Here is a 16,194-nt window from a genome sequence, read left to right as displayed (position 1 = left end):
CCGAGATGCACCGCATGAACGTCGTTACTCGACTGGCCCTGGTCGGCGACCAGCATCTTGACGATGCCGCCCACGCGCCGGTCGTCCGGGCGATCCGAGGTCTCACGGGGAGCAGCGGCATGACGATCGACGCCACCTGGATCCGCACGGCAAAGGTCGACGGCAGTCTCGACGACTACGACGGGGTCTGGCTCGTCGGCAGCCCCTATGAGACGGAGTCGGGCGTCATCACTGCCGCAGGCGCCGCCCGCCGAGGCGGGATTCCCCTCCTGGGCACCTGCGGTGGCCTCCAGCTGGCCGTCATCGAGTTCGCGATGCAGGTGGCCGGCCTCGCGGAGGAGGACATCCTGACTCCACTGTCCTGCAGCGTCGGCGGCGACGAGTGCGTCGTCCTCGCCACCAGCGGATCGCTGTTCGAGCGAGCCCTGGGCACGCGCCGAACCGTGGAGCACTACCACTGCTCGTACGGCCTGAACCCGGCGACCATGCAGGCGCTGACCGCGCACGGGATGCGGTTCACCGGCGTCGACGAGGATGGCCTCATCCGGGTCGCGGAGTTGCCGACGCATCCCTTCTTCCTGGGCACTCTCTTCCAACCCGAACTCGCCGAGAGGACCGACCCCCACCCGATCATCCAGGCGTGGGCCGACGCTGCCCTGGCCCGGGGGCGCTCGCGTGTCCGTGGACGATCGCTGGGTTGATCAAGGAGTATGCGTCTGATTGAAGATCAGCTGCGACGCAAGCTTCTTGATCAACCACACGGACGTGGGGCCGTCAGTGCGCGGCGGCGTGGTGGGCGGCCAGCACGTCGGCGCCGAAGTCGCTGGCCGGGCGGCGCAGCACGGTGTGCGCGTGGTTGCCGTCCTCGGTGGTGTTGTCGTACTCGATCAGCAGGTCGTCGCCCTGGACCCGGTAGTAGTGCCGCTGCCCCGGCCCGACCGGGCCGGCCCAGGCGAAGTGCAGCTCGCCGCCCGCCAGCCGGCCCGCCTCCCGCGCGGCCAGCTCCGGAGGGAGCCGGTCCAGGTAGAGCGCGACGAGCCGGTCGAGCAGCGCCCGGCCGGTCGGGGTGAGCCGGTCCCGGGGCACGCCGAGCGGGTCGAGCCGACCGGGTGCGCGGGCCCGGGTGGCGCTGATGATGTCGGCGGGCGCCTCGTCGGCGACGACCGCGGCGGCCCGGCCCGCCGGACCGAGCGCGTCGAGCAGTTCCCGGGCCAGGTCCTCCTCCGGCCCGAGCGGCCGGGAGACCGGCCGGCCGGCGTGCCGGACGGTGGCCGGGTTGGCGCCGAGGAAGATCGGGGCGGGGGAGACCTGGTCGTCGACCACGGTCATGCTCACCGACAGGTGGTGTCCCTCGAACCGCCACGCCCACCCGTCGTCGCGCGCCGGGTCGCCGAAGACGGCCACCCAGTAGTCGCCGCTGTGCCGGCCGCGCCGCCAGCCCTCCGCCCGGTCGAGTACCTCCTCCAGCGCCACCACGGCCATGGCCTGGGCGTACGCGGCGGGGCTGAGCGCGGTGGCGAGCAGCCGGTGGGCGGCCTTGCGGGCGGTGACGTCCAGGTCGGCGAGGCTGGCGCCGGGCCGGGGCCGGGGTCGGTACTCCAGCCACCGGCGGGCCGGCTCGTCGTCGAAGTCGTGCCGGGCCCGCTGCCGGGCCGGCTCGTCGAGCGCCGCCAGCAGCGCGCCGGCCGCCGCGCGCATCTGCTCGGGTACGGGATCCTCCACCGCACCTGTATACCGTCCCGCCGCGGGCCGCGTCGGGCGCGCCGGCACCTCGGTCGGGCCGGTCAGCTCCGGCCGAGGAGGGTGAGCATCTCGGGAAGGTCGAAGAAGCGGGCGGTCTCGACCGCCGACGGGTCGCCGTGCTCGGGGTCGGCGCCGGCGTCGAGCAGCGCCCGGACCGCTTCGGCGTTCCTGCGGAACACCGCCGCGGCGAGCGCCGTCTGCCCCCGGTCGTTGGTCCGTGCGGGGTCGGCGCCGCGGGCGAGCAGCGCGCCCACGGTCTCCGGGTGGGCGTGGTACGCGGCCAGGATGAGCAGCGTGTCGCCCTTGCCGTTGGTCAGGTTGACCGGCAGCCCCGCGTCCACGTTCGCCGCCAGCTCGTCGGTCGTCCCGGCGCGGGCCAGGTCGAACATCCGGTGGGCGAAGGCGAGCGCCTCGGCGTCGAGTTCGTCGGGCATCCGTCCAGGTTAGTGGGCGCCCCGCCGGGCCCGCCTGGTAGCTTGCCGAGCCGGCACGGGAGGCGTGGATGGACGATCGGGTGTACGTCGGCAACGCGGCGGTGGACGGCGCGACCGACGCGGGCTGGCTGCTGGGCCACTTCAAGCCGCTCGGCGACGTCCGGCACAGCACCGAGGTCGAGGTGAAGTGGGGCGTGCACCCGGCGGGGGAGACCCGTTCGCAATGGGCCACCGGCGAGCGGCGTACCGCCCTGCTGGTGCTGATCAGCGGCGCGTTCCGGATCGAGCTGGCGGACCGCACCGTGGTGCTGCGCGCCCCCGGCGACTACGTGGTCTGGGGCCGGGGCGTGGACCACTCCTGGTACGCCGAGCGGGAGTCGGTGGTGCTCACCGTGCGCTGGCCGTCGGTACCCGGCTACCGGGTGGAACCGCCCGTCCTGCGCTGACGGCCCGACCCGCGGACCGGAGCGTCCCAGCATCCGATATTACCTACTAAACCTATAGGGTTTAAAGCCTAAAGTGACGGGGCACGCGCCGCCCGTACCGTGAGGACGCCCCCGCCGATGACCAGCTCCGACCCGTCCGACCTGCTCGCCGTCGCCGCCCGCTGGGCCGACCCGACCCGCTGGCCCGTGCCACTGCGCTTCGACCGCGCCGAGCGGTGGTACGCGCGGCTCGCCGCCGACGACGGGCACGAGGTGTGGGCGCTGAGCTGGCTGCCCGGGCAGGGCACCGACCTGCACGACCACGGCGGCTCCTCGGGCGCCTTCCTGGTCGTCGCCGGCGCCCTCGTCGAGGAGACGGTCGGCGGCGGCCGGTTGCGCCCGCACCGGCTCGCCGCCGGCACCGGCCGGCGCTTCGGCCCCCGGCACGTCCACGTGGTCACCAACCGGGGTGACCAGCCGGCGGTCAGCGTGCACGTCTACCGGCCCGCGCTGCGCCGGATGACCCGCTACCGCCTCGCCGCCGGGCAGCTCCTGGTCGCCGAGGTGGCCGAGGCCGGCGTCGCCTGGTGAACCGGCCCGCACCCCAGTCCCCGAGACTCGCCGCACGGAAGGACGCCACGATGGCGCAGCCCCCCACCCGCACCGAGAGCTGTCCGGTCCCGCCACCCGGCTCGCGGAGCATCGACGAGATCCTCGCCGCCGCCCGTGCCCGGCTGCGCCGGCTCGACCCCGAGCACGCCCACCTGGCGGTCCGGGGCGGGGCGCTGCTCGTGGACATCCGGCCGGCCGGCCAGCGCGCCGCGCACGGCAGCGTCCCGGGCGCCCTCGCCGTCGAGCGCAACGTCCTGGAGTGGCGCTTCGACCCGCGCTGCGCGGCCCGGCTGCCGCACGCCGTCGACTACGACGTACCCGTGATCGTCCTCTGCCAGGAGGGCTACACGTCCTCGCTGGCCGCCGCCGCACTCCAGGACCTCGGCCTGCACCGGGCCACCGACGTGGCGGGCGGCTTCGCCGCCTGGCGCATCGCCGGCCTGCCCACGCTCGGCCCCACCCCGCCGCTCCGACCCTCGTCCACCGCGCCCCCGGCCACCGCCGGCCGGGCGCCCCGCTGACCGCCCCGCCGCACCCGGTGGGGCGGGGCGACCGCCCGCACAGGAGGCCCCCATGTCCGTCGTCGCCATCACCTCCCGTCCCGCCCGGCCGGGCCGCCCCGACCGGGCGGCCCCGCCCCGGCCGCGTACCGCCCCGACCCTGACCATCACCCTCGACCTGGGCGCCGGCGCGCTGACGCCCGGCCTGGCCCGGCTGGTCGACCTGCTGGACGAACTCGCCGCCTCCGGCGAGGGCCTGCTCCGGCCCGAGGAGCACCGGGCCGCCCGCGCCGTGCTCGACGTGCGCCGCGCCGCCGCGCCGCCGGAGCCCCCCGCGCCGCCCGCCGGGGCCGAGGAGCCCGGCACGGTACGCATCCTGACCGGCACCCGCCGGGTCCGCCACGACGGTGTCGAGGTGGCCCTCACCCGGATCGAGTACGACCTGCTGCTCTTCCTCGCGGAACATCCCCGGCGGGTGTTCACCCGGCGGCAACTTCTCGCCAACGTCTGGGGCTACGAGCACGCCGTGGCCCGCACCGTGGACGTCCACGTGCGCCGGCTGCGGGCCAAGCTCGGCGTCGACACGCCGCTGGTGACCACCGTGTACGGCGTCGGCTACCGGCTCGCCGACGAGGCCCGGATCGTGGTGGACGGCGAGCGCTGAGGCCGGCCCGGCGGCGCGCGGCGCACCCGGATCCCGGGTGCGCCGCGTTCACGTCCACGCGCCGCGGGAGCTAGCACCGGCCATTGTGAACCGGGCGGGGACCCCCCGTACCGGGTCAACCCGGCGCTCTGCTGTAATCAACGGGCCTCGTACGCAGAGCGAGCACGCGGCTGCGATGTGTTCGCCAATTGTCACATTCATGCAACGCAGCCGCCCCTTGACCCTCGCACAGGCGCCGGGAAGCATCGATGAAGCGGCGTCCCGGGCCGTGGGGAGATACCCGGACCAGCCAAGGAGGACCATGTCGGTCAGCCCCGCCTCGTCGCGCGCCGGATGGCATACGTCCCAACCCGCGGTCCCGGGTCGTCCCCCCGGCGGCCAGCGTCGCCCCGCCAACACCTCGGCGCCCGTGCTCACGGTGACCCTGAACATCCCGCTGGCCTGTGAGGAGTCGCTCACCCCGGCCGCCCGCCGGCTGCTGGACGCGGCCCGTGAGCTGCTCGAACGCGGCGACGCCGTGATCAGCACCGGTGCCGTCCCGACGGAGCGCCGCCCCGACGCGGCGCCGCCCGGCCGCTCCCCGGGCCGGCCGCTCGCGCCGACGATCCCCACCCTGCACATCCTGGCCGCGTCCCGGTCCGTGCTCCGCGACGGGGAGCCGCTGCCGCTGACCCGGCTGGAGTTCGACCTGTTGCTGCACCTCGTCGCCCACCCCCGCCGGGTGTTCACCCGGTTGCAACTCCTCAATGCCGTCTGGGGCTACGAGCACGCCGGCGTCCGCACCGTCGACGTACACGTGCGCCGGCTGCGCGGCAAGGTCGGCGTGGACGTCCCGCTCGTCACCACGGTCTACGGGGTCGGCTACCGGCTCGCCGACGACGCCCGGGTGACCATCGACCGCACCGGCTGACCCCCCGGGTCCGGCCACCACGTGCCGATCCCTCTCCGGACGGAGCCCCGACCGCCCGGCGGATCGCGGTGGTGAGCCCTCCCGCCCGCCGGGCAGGATGGTCGGATGCGCGTCCGCCCCATCACGCCCGAGCTGCTCGTCACCGAGCTGGCCGACCGCCTCGCCGGCGCCGCCGCGCCCGGCCGGCTGCGGGTGGCCCTGGACGGCCCGCCGGCCGCCGAGCCGGACACCCTCGGCGCCGCGTTGGTCGCCCCGCTGCGCGCCGCCGGCCGCCCCGTGCTGCACGTCCGGGCCGCCGACTTCCTCCGGCCGGCCTCGATCCGCCTCGAGCGCGGCCGGACCAACCCCGACGCGTACTACGAGGGCTGGGTCGACGAGGCCGGCCTGCGGCGGGAGGTGCTCGACCCGGCCGGCCCGGACGGGTCGGGGCGGCTGCTCCCGTCGCTGTGGGACGCCGCCGCCGACCGGGCCAGCCGCGCCCCGTACGTCGACCTGCCGCCCGGCGGGGTGGTCCTGGTCAGCGGCGCGCTGCTGCTCGGCGGCGGCCTGCCGTTCGACGTCACCGTCCACCTGGTGCTCTCGCCGGCGGCCCTGGACCGGCGGACCGACCCGGAACTGCGCTGGACCCTGCCGGCCTTCGCCCGGTACGCCGACGAGGTCGCCCCGGCCTCCTTCGCCGACGTGGTGGTCCGGGCCGACGACCCGCGGCACCCCGCCCTGGTCGAGCGCGACTGACCCGGACGTAGCACCCTTTTCGGGACGACCGGCGGCGGACCGGCAGGGACGGGCACGGTCCGAGCGGCACAACCGCACACGAACGGCCACGAAGAACGCGGAAATCCCCGGTTTGGCCCGCGCAGCGGGCGGGTAATCGCCCGGCTCACAAGGCACGGGTGATCTCGCCCGCGCATCCATCGGACCACGTTCCGGGGCGCTCGCCGCCCCGGAACGGTATGAGGCCCCAGGAAAGGCAGGCAGCGATGCTCGTCCACGACACGACAGCCACGGGCCGCTCCCAGGCGGAGGTCGACCAGATCCGGCAGTCCCTGAAGTCGCGGTACGACGAGCTGACCGCGGAGTACGAGCAGGCCGTGCTGCAGAGCCAGGTGCTCCGGCTCGTCGAGGTCGGCGACACCGCCGGCGACGACCAGGCCGACAGCGGCACCAAGACCGCCGAGCGGGACACCGCACAGTCCCTGCTGCGCACCATCCTGGACCGGCGCGCCCAGTTCGAGCACGCGCTGACCCGGCTCGACGAGGGCACCTACGGCTTCTGCGAGGGCTGCTCCGCGCCGATCCCCGTGGAGCGGCTGGAGATCTTCCCGTCCGCCACCTCGTGCGTGACCTGCAAGCAGACCCGGGAGCGGCGGGCGGCCTGAGACGCCCGGGTTGCCGGTCGGTCCCGGTAGCGGTGGACTCGCCACATGGGTGACATCAAGGTGGGCACCGCCTCCTGGACCGACCCGACCCTGCTCGACTCCGGCTGGTACCCGGCCACCGCCGACACCCCGGAGAAGCGGCTGTCCTGGTACGCCCGGCAGTTCCCGCTCGTCGAGGTGGACGCCACCTACTACTCGCCGCCCGCCGAGCGGACCGCGCGGCTCTGGGTGGAGCGCACCCCGCCCGGCTTCACCTTCAACGTCAAGGCGTTCAGCCTGCTGACCGGGCACCCGACCCGGGTGTCCGCGCTCTACAAGGACCTGCGCCCGGAGACGGAGAAGAAGAACGTCTACCCGGACGACCTGCCGCCGCAGGCGTACGAGGAGGTCTGGACCCGGTTCCTGTCCGCCCTCGACCCGCTGGTCGAGGCCGGCAAGCTGGGCGCCGTCCTGTTCCAGTTCCCGCCCTGGTTCACCATCCGCCGGGACAACAAGCAGTACCTGCTGGAGGTGGCGCGGCGGTGCGACCCGCTGCGCCCGGTCTTCGAGTTCCGGCACGCCTCCTGGTTCGACGGCGACAACGCCGAGGAGACGCTGGGCTTCCTGCGCCAGCACGAACTGCCGTTCGTCTGCGTGGACATGCCGCAGGGGCACAAGTCCTCCGTACCCCCGGTGCTGGCGGCCACCGCGGACCTCGCGGTGGTCCGCTTCCACGGCCACAGCGACAAGTGGACCAGCAAGGACATCCACGAGAAGTTCGGCTACGACTACTCGAAGCGGGAGTTGCGCGACTGGGCGCCGAAGCTGCGCGAGCTGGCCGGCGAGGCCGAGCACACCCACGTGCTCATGAACAACTGCTACCGCGACTACGCCCAGCGCAACGGGCAGCAGCTACAGGCCCTCCTCGGCGGGGAGACATAGAGCATCCTCGGCGGGTGGTCGGATCACGCGGCCTCGCCGAGGTGACGCCGCCCGCGCCGGTTCGGTCCAGGGCGCGTGTCGCCTCGCCGGGGCGTCACCACGTTCACCCGCCCGCCCGACGCCGGCCGGTGGTTCACCCGGAGAGGGTGAGCCGGCCTCACCCGGTCGCCGCGCAGCATGGACGGTGTGCGCGGTCCGTCGACCGACACGACCGCGCCGCCGAGGAGGAGGTGGGGTCATGACGGTGCGGGTCGTAGCGGATCGCCGTCGCGGCGGGGTGCTGCACGTGGTCGGCAGGTCCGACCTGCCCCGGCGGGGCGAGCGGCCCGGTCGGTTCAGCCCGACCCGGCTCTGGCGAGGGCCCAGCGGGCCGCCGGGGCGCACCGACGACCGACGCTGGGAAACCGATGCACGGGGGTGGGCAGATGGCTGAGCAGATGATTTCCGCGTTCGAGTCCTCGCTGGACAAGACGAACGTGATGCTCAAGGAGATCGAGTCGGCGTACGGCTGGCCGAAGGAGCAGCGCAACCAGTCCTACGCGGCGATGCGTACGGTGCTGCACCTGCTGCGGGACCGGATGCCGGTGGGGCAGAGCGTGGAGTTCGCCCAACAGTTGCCGGTGCTGCTGCGGGGCGTCTACTTCGACGGGTGGCAGCCGGAGAACGTGCCGATCAAATTGAACCGCGAGGACTTCCTCTACGAGGTCCGCCAGGGCTTCCCGTACGACGTGGAGGGCGGTACCGAGCGGGTGGTGCAGGTGGTGCTGGACACCCTGCGCAAGCACGTGACCCAGGGCGAATGGGAGGACGTCAAGTCCGCGATGCCGAAGGACCTGGGTCGGATGATCCCGTGACCCCACCGTCCCCGGCCCGTTCCGCCAGCCCGGCGGGGCGGGCCGGCGGCGTGCGGGTGACCGGCAGCCCGGCCCGCCGGGCCAACCCGGCGAAGGTCACCGCGTCGACGATCGCCGCGCCGCCCGGGTCGTTGTTGAAGTAGACGTACGCCGGCTCGCCGGCCGGGAAGGCGGTGGCCAGCCGGCGCACCCAGGTGGCCAGCGCGGCCCGGCCGTAGCGGGGCCAGGGCCGGGCCCGGCCCTCGTGCAGCCGCAGGTAGCCGAGGTCGGTGGTGCGCCACAGCGGGGTGATCGGGCGGCTCAGCCGGTCCGCCCAGACCAGCGCCGCCCGGTGGCGCTCCAGGACGCGCCGCGTGTCGTCGGTCCACCAGGACGGGTGCCGCGGCTCGACCGCCACCCGCACCTGCGCGGGGAACAACCGCAGCGTCGCGTCCAGAGCCTCCGGGTCGGCCCGCATGGTGGGCGGAAGCTGCACCAGCACCGGGCCCAGCCGGTCGCCCAGCCCGGTGGCCCGGTCCAGGAAGCGGGCCACCGGCTCGGCCGGCTCCCGCAGCCGCTTGATGTGGGTGAGGTAGCGGCTCATCTTCACCGCCACGCAGAAGTCGTCCGGCGTGCGGTCCCGCCAGGCCACGAAGGTGTCCCGCTCGGGCAGCCGGTAGAAGGCGTTGTTCACCTCGACGGTGGCGAACCGCGCGGCGAAGTGCTCCAACCAGAGCCGCTGCGGCAGCTTTGCCGGGTAGAAGCGCTCACGCCAGTCCCGGTACTGCCAGCCCGACGTGCCGACGAGGATCATCCCGGCCGCCTAGGCGAGGTCGATCCGGAAGACCTCGAAGGCGGCGCCGTACCGGACACCCAGCCGGCTTCCCGCCGGCCGGGCCAGCCCCTCGAGGAACTCCTCGGCGTCGAAACCGCCGTCGCCGAGCCCGCTCAGGTAGGCCCCGTGCGCCCGCAGCGACGCCACCCCGCGGTCGAAGCAGTCGGTCACGTCCACCCCGTGCCGAGCCTCCGGGGAGCCGGCCGCCCACACCTCGCGGACCCGCGACCACGGCCGTACCCCGTCGGTGAGCTGCTCGGGGAAGATCCACCGGTTGCCGGCGTCGCGGACCGCGTCCAGCGTGGCCCGCCCGCACGCGATGTGGTCGGCCTGGTTCAGCGCGTACGCCCCGTCCCAGGTGTCCCGGAAGTTGTTGGTGAGCACGATGTCCGGGCGGTGCCGGCGCACCACCGCGGCGATCTCGCGGCGCAGCGCCACGCCGTATTCCAGGAGCCCGTCGGGGAGGCCGAGGAACTCCACGGTGTCCACCCCGACGACCGCGGCGGAGGCCCGCTGCTCCTCCTCCCGCAGCACCCGGCTGCGCTCCGGCGGCATCCCGTCGATGCCCGCCTCGCCGCTGGTGAGCAGGCAGTAGACGACCTGCTTGCCCTGCCCGGTCCAGCGGGCCACCGCGGCGGCCGCGCCGAACTCCAGGTCGTCCGGGTGGGCCACCACGGCGAGCGCCCGCTGCCAGTCCTCGGCCAGCGGTGTCAACGGCTCCGGCTGCCCCACGGCCACCCCCTTCCCGCGTGCTCCCTCCCCGCCATCCTGGCACCGGACCCGGCCGCCCGCCGCCCGGCGACCCCGCGGACATCGGCTCCCGGGGCGTCCGCCATCGCCGGTGAACGGCACGACCTGCCGCAACGGGTGACCTCCGCCGGGGCCCGGCGAACCGTCCGTGCGGCCGGGTCCGGGCGTCTACGGTGTGGTTAGAGAAGATCGGGCGAGGGGTACCACCCGCTGCACACGGACCCCGACGACGGGGCGGCACACCGAGGGAGCACCCATGGCACTCAACGACGACGACATGCAGACCACCAGCGGCGGCGGTGCCGAGGGCCCGGCCGACGGTGGCGCGACCCCCGGTCAGCAGGACGGTGGCGCCGACGGCGGCGCCGACCGGGGCGCGGAGCGCGGCGCCGACCAGGGTGCCGACCAGGGTGCGGAGGGTCCGGCCGACGGTGGCGCGACCCCGGGCCAGCAGGACGGTGGCGCGGACGGCGGCGCGGAGGGCCCGGCCGACGGTGGTGCGACCCCCGGCCAGCGCGACGGCGGCGCCGACGGCAGCGCCTCCTGACGATCGCCATGACGCACATCGACCCGCCGGGCGGCCACGGCCGCCCGGCGGTTCCGTCTTCCGCGACCGAGGCCCTCGCGCGCTGCGTGGCGGTCGAGCCGACCAAGTTCGCCGCCGACCACTGGGGGCGCAGCCCGCTGCTGTCCCGGGCGGCCGAGCTGCCCAACCCGGCCGGCTTCACCGACCTGCTCAGCCCCGCCGACGCCGACGAGTTGCTCAGCCGGCGCGGCCTGCGTACCCCGTTCCTGCGGGTCGCCCGGGACGGCCAGCTCGTGCCGGCGGCGCGGTACACCGGCGGCGGCGGCGCGGGCGCCGAGATCGACGACCAGGTCCTCGACGAGAAGATCCTGGCCCTGTACGCCGACGGCGCCACCCTGGTCCTCCAGGGACTGCACCGGACCTGGCCGGCGCTTGTCGACTTCGCCCGCGACCTGGGCGCCGCGCTGGCCCAGCCGTTGCAGGTGAACGCCTACCTGACCCCGGCCGGCAGCCAGGGCTTCGCCACCCACTACGACACCCACGACGTGTTCGTGCTCCAGGTCGACGGGCGCAAGCACTGGCGGATCCACCCGCCGGTGCTGCCCGACCCGCTGGAGAAGCAGCCCTGGGGTGGCCGGGCCGACGAGGTCTCCGCCACGGCCGAGGGCCGGCCCGCGCTGGACGTGGTGCTCGAACCCGGCGACGCGCTCTACCTGCCGCGCGGCTGGCTGCACAGCGCCCAGGCGCAGGAGTCCAGCTCGCTGCACCTGACCGTCGGCATCCGGGCGCTGACCCGGTACGCCCTGGTCGAGGAACTGCTGGCGCTCGCCGCCGAGGACGCCCGGCTGCGCGCCGGGCTGCCGTTCGGCATCGACGTGGCCGACCCGGACGCCATCGAGCCGGAGCTGACCGAGACGGTCGAGGCGCTGCGCGACTGGCTGCTGCGGGCCGACCCCGCCGCGGTGGCCGCGGGGCTGCGGGCCCGGGCCTGGCCGGCGGCCCGCCCGGCGCCGATCCGGCCCCTCGCCCAGGCCGCCGCCCTGGCCACGCTCGACGCGGACAGCCGGGTCGCACCCCGGGCCGGCCTGCGCTGGCAGCTCACCCCGGCCGGGGACGGCAAGGTGGCGCTCCGCCTGTTCGACCGGACCGTCACCCTGCCCGGCACCTGCGAGCCGGCACTGCGCGCGCTGCTGGCCGGCGAGGTCACCCGGATCGGCGACCTGCCCGGCCTGGACGACGACGCCGACCGCCTGACCCTGACCCGCCGCCTCCTGAAAGAAGCCGTCCTAACCCCCGCCTGACCCCCTGGGCCCCGCACCCCGCACCCCGCGCCCAAGCGCGTCGATCATGAAGTTGTTGCCCGCCACGGCGGCGTGTCGCGGCAACAACTTCATGATCACCGGTCGGGGAGGCGGGGGGTGGGGGCGGGGGTGGGGGGTGGGGGTCAGCGGGTGGCGGTCAGGGTTAGCAGGAGGGCCGTTGTCGCCAGGCCGGCGGCGGCTACCAGGAGGATGGGGCGGGGGGTCAGCACGGCGTGGCGGCGGTCGGCCAGCAGGCGGGCCGGCGCCAGCCCGACCAGCGGGCCGAGCAGTGTCACCACCAGCGCCAGCACCGGCATCCCGACGGCCAGGTCGCCGCCGGAACCGGCGCCCAACGCCCGGGCCCCCTCGCCCAGCGCGTACGCCACCAGCGCGCCGCCGATCCCGCAGGCGACCAGCAGCGGGTTCGCCGAGCTGGGCAGCTCGCCGGGCTGGCGGGTCCGCTCCAGCAGCTCGCGTACCCCGCGCAGCAGCGGCACAGGGTCGCCGGTGGCGTCGCGGGCCGGTCCGGGCGGGTCGCCCAGCCGCCGGCCGCCGGCGCCGATCCGTGCCCGGAGCTGCCCCCACAGGTGGGTGGCCTCGGCGTCCACCCGCTCCACCATCCGCTGCGCCTCGGCGACCTCGGCCTCGGCCCGCCGCACCTGCTCGGTGGCGTCGGCCACCGCGCGGTCGGCGGCAGCGACCTGCTGGGCGTACCAGCTGTGCGCCTCGTCGCGCTGGGCGGCCACCCGGGCGGTCAGGTCGGCGAGCCGGCGGATCTGGGCGGCGTACGTCTCACTGGAGACCGGTGCGTTCATCGGGACGGACCATAAGGGATGATCACCTGTCCGGTGCGGTGCACCGCCCGGTCGAAGTAGAGGCCCCGCCACGGGCGGGGGTACCAGTCCGGGCCGCCGGTGCCCGGGTAGAGCGAGGAGCCCAGCTCGGCGCCCTGCACGTCGAGCGCCACCCAGGCGCCGATCTGGTCGGTGCGCGCCGCCGGTCCGCCCAGGTCGACCCGCATCCGGGCCACCCCGCGCCACCAGGCCAGCACGTGGGTACGCCGCTCCGGCCCGTCGTGCAGGATCCTGCGCAGCTGCTCCAGCCCGGTCCGCCGGCCGGCCTTCCCGGCGAGCTGCCCGGCCGCCGCGTCGACCGCGTAGAGCAGCAGGAAGTGCGGGGTCTGCGGGGTGCCCGGGGCGCCGAGCGCGTCGCCCACCTCGGCCATCAGCTCGGGCACCGTCTCCTCGTCGTACCAGGCGGCGTCGTCGGCCAGGTCCTCGTAGAGGGCGCGGGCGGCCGGGTCGGCGTCCGGGTCGAGGCAGGCGATGGAGAACCGGGCGGTGCCGGGGCGGTACTGCCGGGCGAGGGAGCGGGCGGCGGCGTCCAGCACCGCGCACGCCTCGTCGACGCGGGTGCCGAGCACGGCCAGGTTGCGCCCGGGGGCCCGGGGCAGCCGCAGCGCCGCCGAGCGGGCCTGCACGTCGATGATCTCGCCGAGCAGCGCGACCGGGCTGCGGGGGACCCCCTGCTCGGGGGCGGTCAGCGCGCGGAAGTCGGGCGCCTCGGCCAGCCTCGGGACGGCGTCGCCGTCGAAGAGCCGGGCGGGGGCGGCGTCCTGCGGGCGCATCCGCCACAGCCGGTGCTGGAGGTCGCTCCACGTCTCCCAGTCGCCGGCGAGCGGGATGCGGGCCACCTCGTTCCCCTCGGCCAGACCGGACTCGGCGTTGACGACGGCGTGGTGCCGGGGCAGCGACTGGGCGGCGTCGTTGCGTTCGGCCAGGATCCGCAGCGCCTTGGGCAGCGCGATACGCAGGGTGAACTGGGCGACCAGTGCGGGTCGCCCCCACAGCGCCTCGATGCCGCGGACGTCCTGCGAGGCGAGCACCAGGTGGATGCCCTGCGAGCGGCCCCGCCGGGCCAGGTCCTCCAGCAGGTCGGCGGCCTCCCGGGCGACCACGTCCCGGCCGGCGAGCAGCGCCTGGAACTCGTCGACCACCGCCACGATCCGCGGCCAGTGCCCGGTCGGGTCCACCGCGCGCAGCTCGGCCAGCTTGGTGACCTCGTGCTTCTTCGCCGCGTCGGCCCGGCGGCGCAGCTCCTCGGCGAGGAACCGCAGCAGCGCCAGCCCGAACTCCCGGTCGGTGTTCACGTTGATCCCGACCAGCCGCATGTGCGGCAGCCAGCTCGGGTCCCGGCGGCCCTGGGCGAACCGGGCGAAGGACACCCCCTCCTTGAAGTCGAGCAGGTAGAACTCCAGCTCGGCGGGGGAGTAGCGGGCGGCGAGGGCGCCGATCCAGGCGAAGATCAGGTTGGTCTTGCCGGTGCCGGACGGGCCGCCGATCAGCGCGTGCGGCGGGTAGTCGCCGAGGGTGAGCAGCACGGGCCGGCCGTGCGGGCCCTCGCCGATCGGCGCGCTGAGCCCGTGCGCCGAGTCCTCCCGCCAGTACTCGCCGGGCGGGGGGAGCAGGTCGGCGAAGGGCGCCGGCGGCGGGCCGGCGTTGACCCGGGAGGCCACCTCCCGGCAGGTCTCGGTGACCAGCCCGGCCGGCGGCGGGGCGTCGAGCACCACCGGCAGGCCGCCGATCCGGGCGTCGTCCGGGTCCACCACCACCCGGGTGACGGTCGGGCCGTCCGGCAGGTCGATGCCGCGGACCACCAGGTGCACCCCGCAGGCCGCCCCGGTGCGCACCACCCGGTCGAGCTGGCCGCGCTCGTGCCGGGACAGCTCGTCGCCGCCGAGCAGCACCGCCACCCGCCACGGCTCGGGGCGCCGGCCGGTCGCGGCGGCCAGCTCGCGCAGCGACGCGTACTCGCCGGCCAGCACGGTCTCGTTGATCCGGCGGATCTGCTCCACCAGGTCGTCCAGCAGGCGGCCCAGGCCACCCGGGCCGACGAAGGTGAGCAGCCCGGCCGTGCCGAGCGGGGCGAATCCGGCCAGGCCGCCGCCCAGGTGCTCCGGGTCGTACCCGAAGAGCCGGACGGTGCCGGGATCGGCCCGGCCCACCGAGCGCAGCAGCAGCGCGGGCACCACCGCGGCGACGCCCTCCCGGTCGCTGCCGGCGAGGTGCACGTGCCCGGCGTCGAGCAGGGGGACCAGCGCCGGCACCGGCTCGGCGCCGGAGATGCGTACCGTGCCGATCCGGACGGCACCGGGTGCCTCGCCCCGGCCGGCGGGCGTGGCCCGCCAGCGGTCCCATGGCGCGGACGCCGCGCCCGGGGCCTCCCGCTCGGCCGCGGCGGCGGCCCGGCGGGCCAGCTCGGCGATCCGGGCGGCGTGCCGGGCGTCGATCTCGGCGAGCCGGCGGTCCCGCTGCGCGCCCACCCGCTCCGGTACGGCGGCGGCGGCGCGCCGCACCCGGGCCAGCCGGTCCCGGCCGGCGGCCAGGTCGTCCTCGGCGGTGGCGAGCCGGTTGCGGGTGGCGCCCAGGGCCTCGGAGAGCATTCCCCGGACCCGCGTCACCAGTTGCGCGCGGACGTCAGCCACGGGTCGGCTCCCGGTCGTCGGTGTCCCTGGGCAGGTCGCGGCCGAGCCGGTCGAGCAGCACCCCGGTGACTACGCCGGCGGTCACCGCCGGGTCGGCGGCATGGGGCTGCTCCTGGTCGTCGCCGCGGCGCGGCGGCGGCATCCGGCAGACCCGGGTGAGCAGCGTGTCCAGCACCGGCGGGGGGAGCCCGGGCAGCAGGTCGCGGACCCGCCCGTCCAGCTCCCGGCGCAGCCGGCCCAGGTCGTCGGCGCGCGGCGGGTGGCCGAGCAGTTCGCCGGCCAGGCCGCGCAGCATCGGCGGGGCGATCGCGGCCAGCCCCAGCCCGACGTCGGCGTGCGCCCGGCGCAGCTCGCGGTGCAGCCGGTCCCGGTCGCCGGAGCGGATCCCGGTCACCACCCGGCGCAGCAGCTCGCGGGAGTCCTCGACCCGCTCGTCCGGCTCGTCCGGGGCGCCCTCCCGGCCGCCGGTCAGCTCCGCGACCCGCACCGCCCACCAGCGCCGCACGGCCGGCTGCTCGTCCCGGTCCGGCGCGGCCCCCGGCGCCGGGGGCGCCACCTCGCCGCGGGCCGGGTCGTGCCTCGGCCGGCGGTCGGCGGCCCGCGGCGGCGGCGCCCCGTCGGCGGCCAGCCCGATCGCGGCCAGGTACGCCGACAGCTGCTCCTGCGCCACCCGCAGCGCGTACCCGGCGGTCTCGGCGTGCTCGGTCGCCGCGGAGAGCTCCGGCACCCCCATCGGGTTGGCCGACTCCTGGCGGACCCAGCGCAGCCGCTCGGTGGCCTGGCCGAACTTCTCCAACGCGGCGGCGAGCTGGGCCAGCGGCAGCTCCTCAGCGGCCGCGCGGACCTGCGCGCCGATGTCCTCGACGATGGACACGAC

19 protein-coding genes are annotated in these 16,194 nt (G+C 75.9%); 12 read left to right on the top strand and 7 right to left on the bottom strand.

Annotated features, from left to right (window positions below):
* Positions 1-5 precede the first annotated feature (5 nt).
* Complete coding sequence (locus NLX85_RS32420; RefSeq protein WP_254341633.1) at positions 6-701, top strand: gamma-glutamyl-gamma-aminobutyrate hydrolase family protein; 696 nt, start codon at positions 6-8, stop codon at positions 699-701.
* A 73-nt stretch (positions 702-774) separates the two neighbouring features.
* On the opposite strand, the gene NLX85_RS32415 is transcribed toward NLX85_RS32420, so the two are convergent.
* Together NLX85_RS32415 and NLX85_RS32410 are read right to left on the bottom strand one after the other, a co-directional pair.
* A complete protein-coding gene (locus NLX85_RS32415) occupies positions 775-1,698 on the bottom strand; it encodes a DUF3500 domain-containing protein (RefSeq protein WP_256567894.1) in 924 nt (307 codons plus the stop codon).
* A gap of 86 nt (positions 1,699-1,784) precedes the next feature.
* Entirely contained in the window at positions 1,785-2,177 is a 393-nt protein-coding gene (locus NLX85_RS32410) for an ankyrin repeat domain-containing protein (RefSeq protein WP_254341629.1), read from the bottom strand.
* A gap of 68 nt (positions 2,178-2,245) precedes the next feature.
* Between NLX85_RS32410 and NLX85_RS32405 the strand changes: the two genes are divergently transcribed.
* The 9 genes from NLX85_RS32405 to NLX85_RS32365 all read left to right on the top strand — a co-directional run bounded on the left by NLX85_RS32405 (position 2,246) and on the right by NLX85_RS32365 (position 8,442).
* Positions 2,246-2,623, top strand: coding sequence for a signal peptidase I (locus NLX85_RS32405; RefSeq protein ID WP_254341627.1), 378 nt, complete (start codon positions 2,246-2,248; stop codon positions 2,621-2,623).
* 117 nt (positions 2,624-2,740) lie between these two features.
* Entirely contained in the window at positions 2,741-3,193 is a 453-nt protein-coding gene (locus NLX85_RS32400) for a cysteine dioxygenase family protein (RefSeq protein ID WP_254341625.1), read from the top strand.
* Positions 3,194-3,243: 50 nt separating this feature from the next.
* The gene (locus NLX85_RS32395) at positions 3,244-3,735 is read left to right on the top strand and encodes a rhodanese-like domain-containing protein (RefSeq protein ID WP_254341623.1); all 492 of its coding nucleotides are present in this window, start codon (positions 3,244-3,246) and stop codon (positions 3,733-3,735) included.
* Between the two features lie 52 nt (positions 3,736-3,787).
* Positions 3,788-4,378: a winged helix-turn-helix domain-containing protein gene (locus NLX85_RS32390; RefSeq protein WP_374628767.1), complete on the top strand. Its 591-nt coding sequence runs from the start codon at positions 3,788-3,790 to the stop codon at positions 4,376-4,378.
* 301 nt (positions 4,379-4,679) lie between these two features.
* On the top strand, positions 4,680-5,288 hold the full coding sequence (locus tag NLX85_RS32385; RefSeq protein ID WP_254341621.1) for a winged helix-turn-helix domain-containing protein: 609 nt from the start codon (positions 4,680-4,682) through the stop codon (positions 5,286-5,288).
* Between the two features lie 105 nt (positions 5,289-5,393).
* Positions 5,394-6,023, top strand: coding sequence for a uridine kinase (locus tag NLX85_RS32380; RefSeq protein ID WP_254341619.1), 630 nt, complete (start codon positions 5,394-5,396; stop codon positions 6,021-6,023).
* A gap of 245 nt (positions 6,024-6,268) precedes the next feature.
* Positions 6,269-6,667 (top strand): TraR/DksA C4-type zinc finger protein, encoded by a 399-nt coding sequence (locus NLX85_RS32375; protein WP_148431330.1) that lies wholly within the window; start codon positions 6,269-6,271, stop codon positions 6,665-6,667.
* 45 nt (positions 6,668-6,712) lie between these two features.
* The gene (locus tag NLX85_RS32370) at positions 6,713-7,588 is read left to right on the top strand and encodes a DUF72 domain-containing protein (RefSeq protein ID WP_254341618.1); all 876 of its coding nucleotides are present in this window, start codon (positions 6,713-6,715) and stop codon (positions 7,586-7,588) included.
* 425 nt (positions 7,589-8,013) lie between these two features.
* Positions 8,014-8,442, top strand: a complete 429-nt coding sequence (locus tag NLX85_RS32365; RefSeq protein ID WP_154226126.1) for a DUF2267 domain-containing protein — start codon at positions 8,014-8,016, stop codon at positions 8,440-8,442.
* On the opposite strand, the gene NLX85_RS32360 is transcribed toward NLX85_RS32365, so the two are convergent.
* Complete coding sequence (locus NLX85_RS32360; protein ID WP_254341617.1) at positions 8,399-9,235, bottom strand: DUF72 domain-containing protein; 837 nt, start codon at positions 9,233-9,235, stop codon at positions 8,399-8,401. The genes NLX85_RS32365 and NLX85_RS32360 overlap by 44 nt on opposite strands.
* Before the next feature lie 9 nt (positions 9,236-9,244).
* Positions 9,245-9,988, bottom strand: coding sequence for a PIG-L deacetylase family protein (locus NLX85_RS32355; RefSeq protein ID WP_254341616.1), 744 nt, complete (start codon positions 9,986-9,988; stop codon positions 9,245-9,247).
* A 274-nt stretch (positions 9,989-10,262) separates the two neighbouring features.
* Between NLX85_RS32355 and NLX85_RS32350 the strand changes: the two genes are divergently transcribed.
* On the top strand, positions 10,263-10,553 hold the full coding sequence (locus tag NLX85_RS32350) for a hypothetical protein (protein ID WP_091308928.1): 291 nt from the start codon (positions 10,263-10,265) through the stop codon (positions 10,551-10,553).
* Positions 10,554-10,561: 8 nt separating this feature from the next.
* Positions 10,562-11,833 carry a cupin domain-containing protein gene (locus tag NLX85_RS32345; RefSeq protein WP_254341615.1) on the top strand — a complete coding sequence of 424 codons (1,272 nt, stop codon included), beginning with the start codon at positions 10,562-10,564 and terminating at the stop codon, positions 11,831-11,833.
* 143 nt (positions 11,834-11,976) lie between these two features.
* On the opposite strand, the gene NLX85_RS32340 is transcribed toward NLX85_RS32345, so the two are convergent.
* The 3 genes from NLX85_RS32340 to NLX85_RS32330 are packed head-to-tail and all read right to left on the bottom strand — an operon-like array spanning position 11,977 to position 16,191.
* Positions 11,977-12,648, bottom strand: coding sequence for a hypothetical protein (locus NLX85_RS32340; RefSeq protein WP_254341614.1), 672 nt, complete (start codon positions 12,646-12,648; stop codon positions 11,977-11,979).
* Positions 12,645-15,317, bottom strand: coding sequence for an FtsK/SpoIIIE domain-containing protein (locus tag NLX85_RS32335; protein WP_254341611.1), 2,673 nt, complete (start codon positions 15,315-15,317; stop codon positions 12,645-12,647). The genes NLX85_RS32340 and NLX85_RS32335 overlap by 4 nt, the downstream gene beginning before the upstream one ends.
* A complete protein-coding gene (locus NLX85_RS32330) occupies positions 15,310-16,191 on the bottom strand; it encodes a hypothetical protein (RefSeq protein ID WP_254341609.1) in 882 nt (293 codons plus the stop codon). The genes NLX85_RS32335 and NLX85_RS32330 overlap by 8 nt, the downstream gene beginning before the upstream one ends.
* Positions 16,192-16,194 lie beyond the last annotated feature (3 nt).

Origin of the sequence: Micromonospora sp. A3M-1-15, from assembly GCF_024213425.1 — a bacterium.
GTDB classification, from domain to species: domain Bacteria; phylum Actinomycetota; class Actinomycetes; order Mycobacteriales; family Micromonosporaceae; genus Micromonospora; species Micromonospora chersina.
The sequence above is the reverse complement of the archived record's forward strand: the minus strand, read 5'-3'. Positions and strand labels throughout refer to the sequence as shown.

Bases quoted from the DNA above. Each gene is read 5' to 3' on its own strand.
- NLX85_RS32390 (WP_374628767.1), top strand. From the start codon at position 3,788: ATGTCCGTCGTCGCCATCACCTCCCGTCCCGCCCGGCCGGGCCGCCCC.
- NLX85_RS32360 (WP_254341617.1), bottom strand. From the start codon at position 9,235: ATGATCCTCGTCGGCACGTCGGGCTGGCAGTACCGGGACTGGCGTGAG.
- NLX85_RS32405 (WP_254341627.1), top strand. From the start codon at position 2,246: ATGGACGATCGGGTGTACGTCGGCAACGCGGCGGTGGACGGCGCGACC.
- NLX85_RS32410 (WP_254341629.1), bottom strand. From the start codon at position 2,177: ATGCCCGACGAACTCGACGCCGAGGCGCTCGCCTTCGCCCACCGGATG.
- NLX85_RS32345 (WP_254341615.1), top strand. From the start codon at position 10,562: ATGACGCACATCGACCCGCCGGGCGGCCACGGCCGCCCGGCGGTTCCG.
- NLX85_RS32400 (WP_254341625.1), top strand. From the start codon at position 2,741: ATGACCAGCTCCGACCCGTCCGACCTGCTCGCCGTCGCCGCCCGCTGG.
- NLX85_RS32420 (WP_254341633.1), top strand. From the start codon at position 6: ATGCACCGCATGAACGTCGTTACTCGACTGGCCCTGGTCGGCGACCAG.
- NLX85_RS32395 (WP_254341623.1), top strand. From the start codon at position 3,244: ATGGCGCAGCCCCCCACCCGCACCGAGAGCTGTCCGGTCCCGCCACCC.
- NLX85_RS32370 (WP_254341618.1), top strand. From the start codon at position 6,713: ATGGGTGACATCAAGGTGGGCACCGCCTCCTGGACCGACCCGACCCTG.
- NLX85_RS32375 (WP_148431330.1), top strand. From the start codon at position 6,269: ATGCTCGTCCACGACACGACAGCCACGGGCCGCTCCCAGGCGGAGGTC.
- NLX85_RS32415 (WP_256567894.1), bottom strand. From the start codon at position 1,698: ATGCGCGCGGCGGCCGGCGCGCTGCTGGCGGCGCTCGACGAGCCGGCC.
- NLX85_RS32365 (WP_154226126.1), top strand. From the start codon at position 8,014: ATGGCTGAGCAGATGATTTCCGCGTTCGAGTCCTCGCTGGACAAGACG.
- NLX85_RS32385 (WP_254341621.1), top strand. From the start codon at position 4,680: ATGTCGGTCAGCCCCGCCTCGTCGCGCGCCGGATGGCATACGTCCCAA.
- NLX85_RS32340 (WP_254341614.1), bottom strand. From the start codon at position 12,648: ATGAACGCACCGGTCTCCAGTGAGACGTACGCCGCCCAGATCCGCCGG.
- NLX85_RS32380 (WP_254341619.1), top strand. From the start codon at position 5,394: ATGCGCGTCCGCCCCATCACGCCCGAGCTGCTCGTCACCGAGCTGGCC.
- NLX85_RS32350 (WP_091308928.1), top strand. From the start codon at position 10,263: ATGGCACTCAACGACGACGACATGCAGACCACCAGCGGCGGCGGTGCC.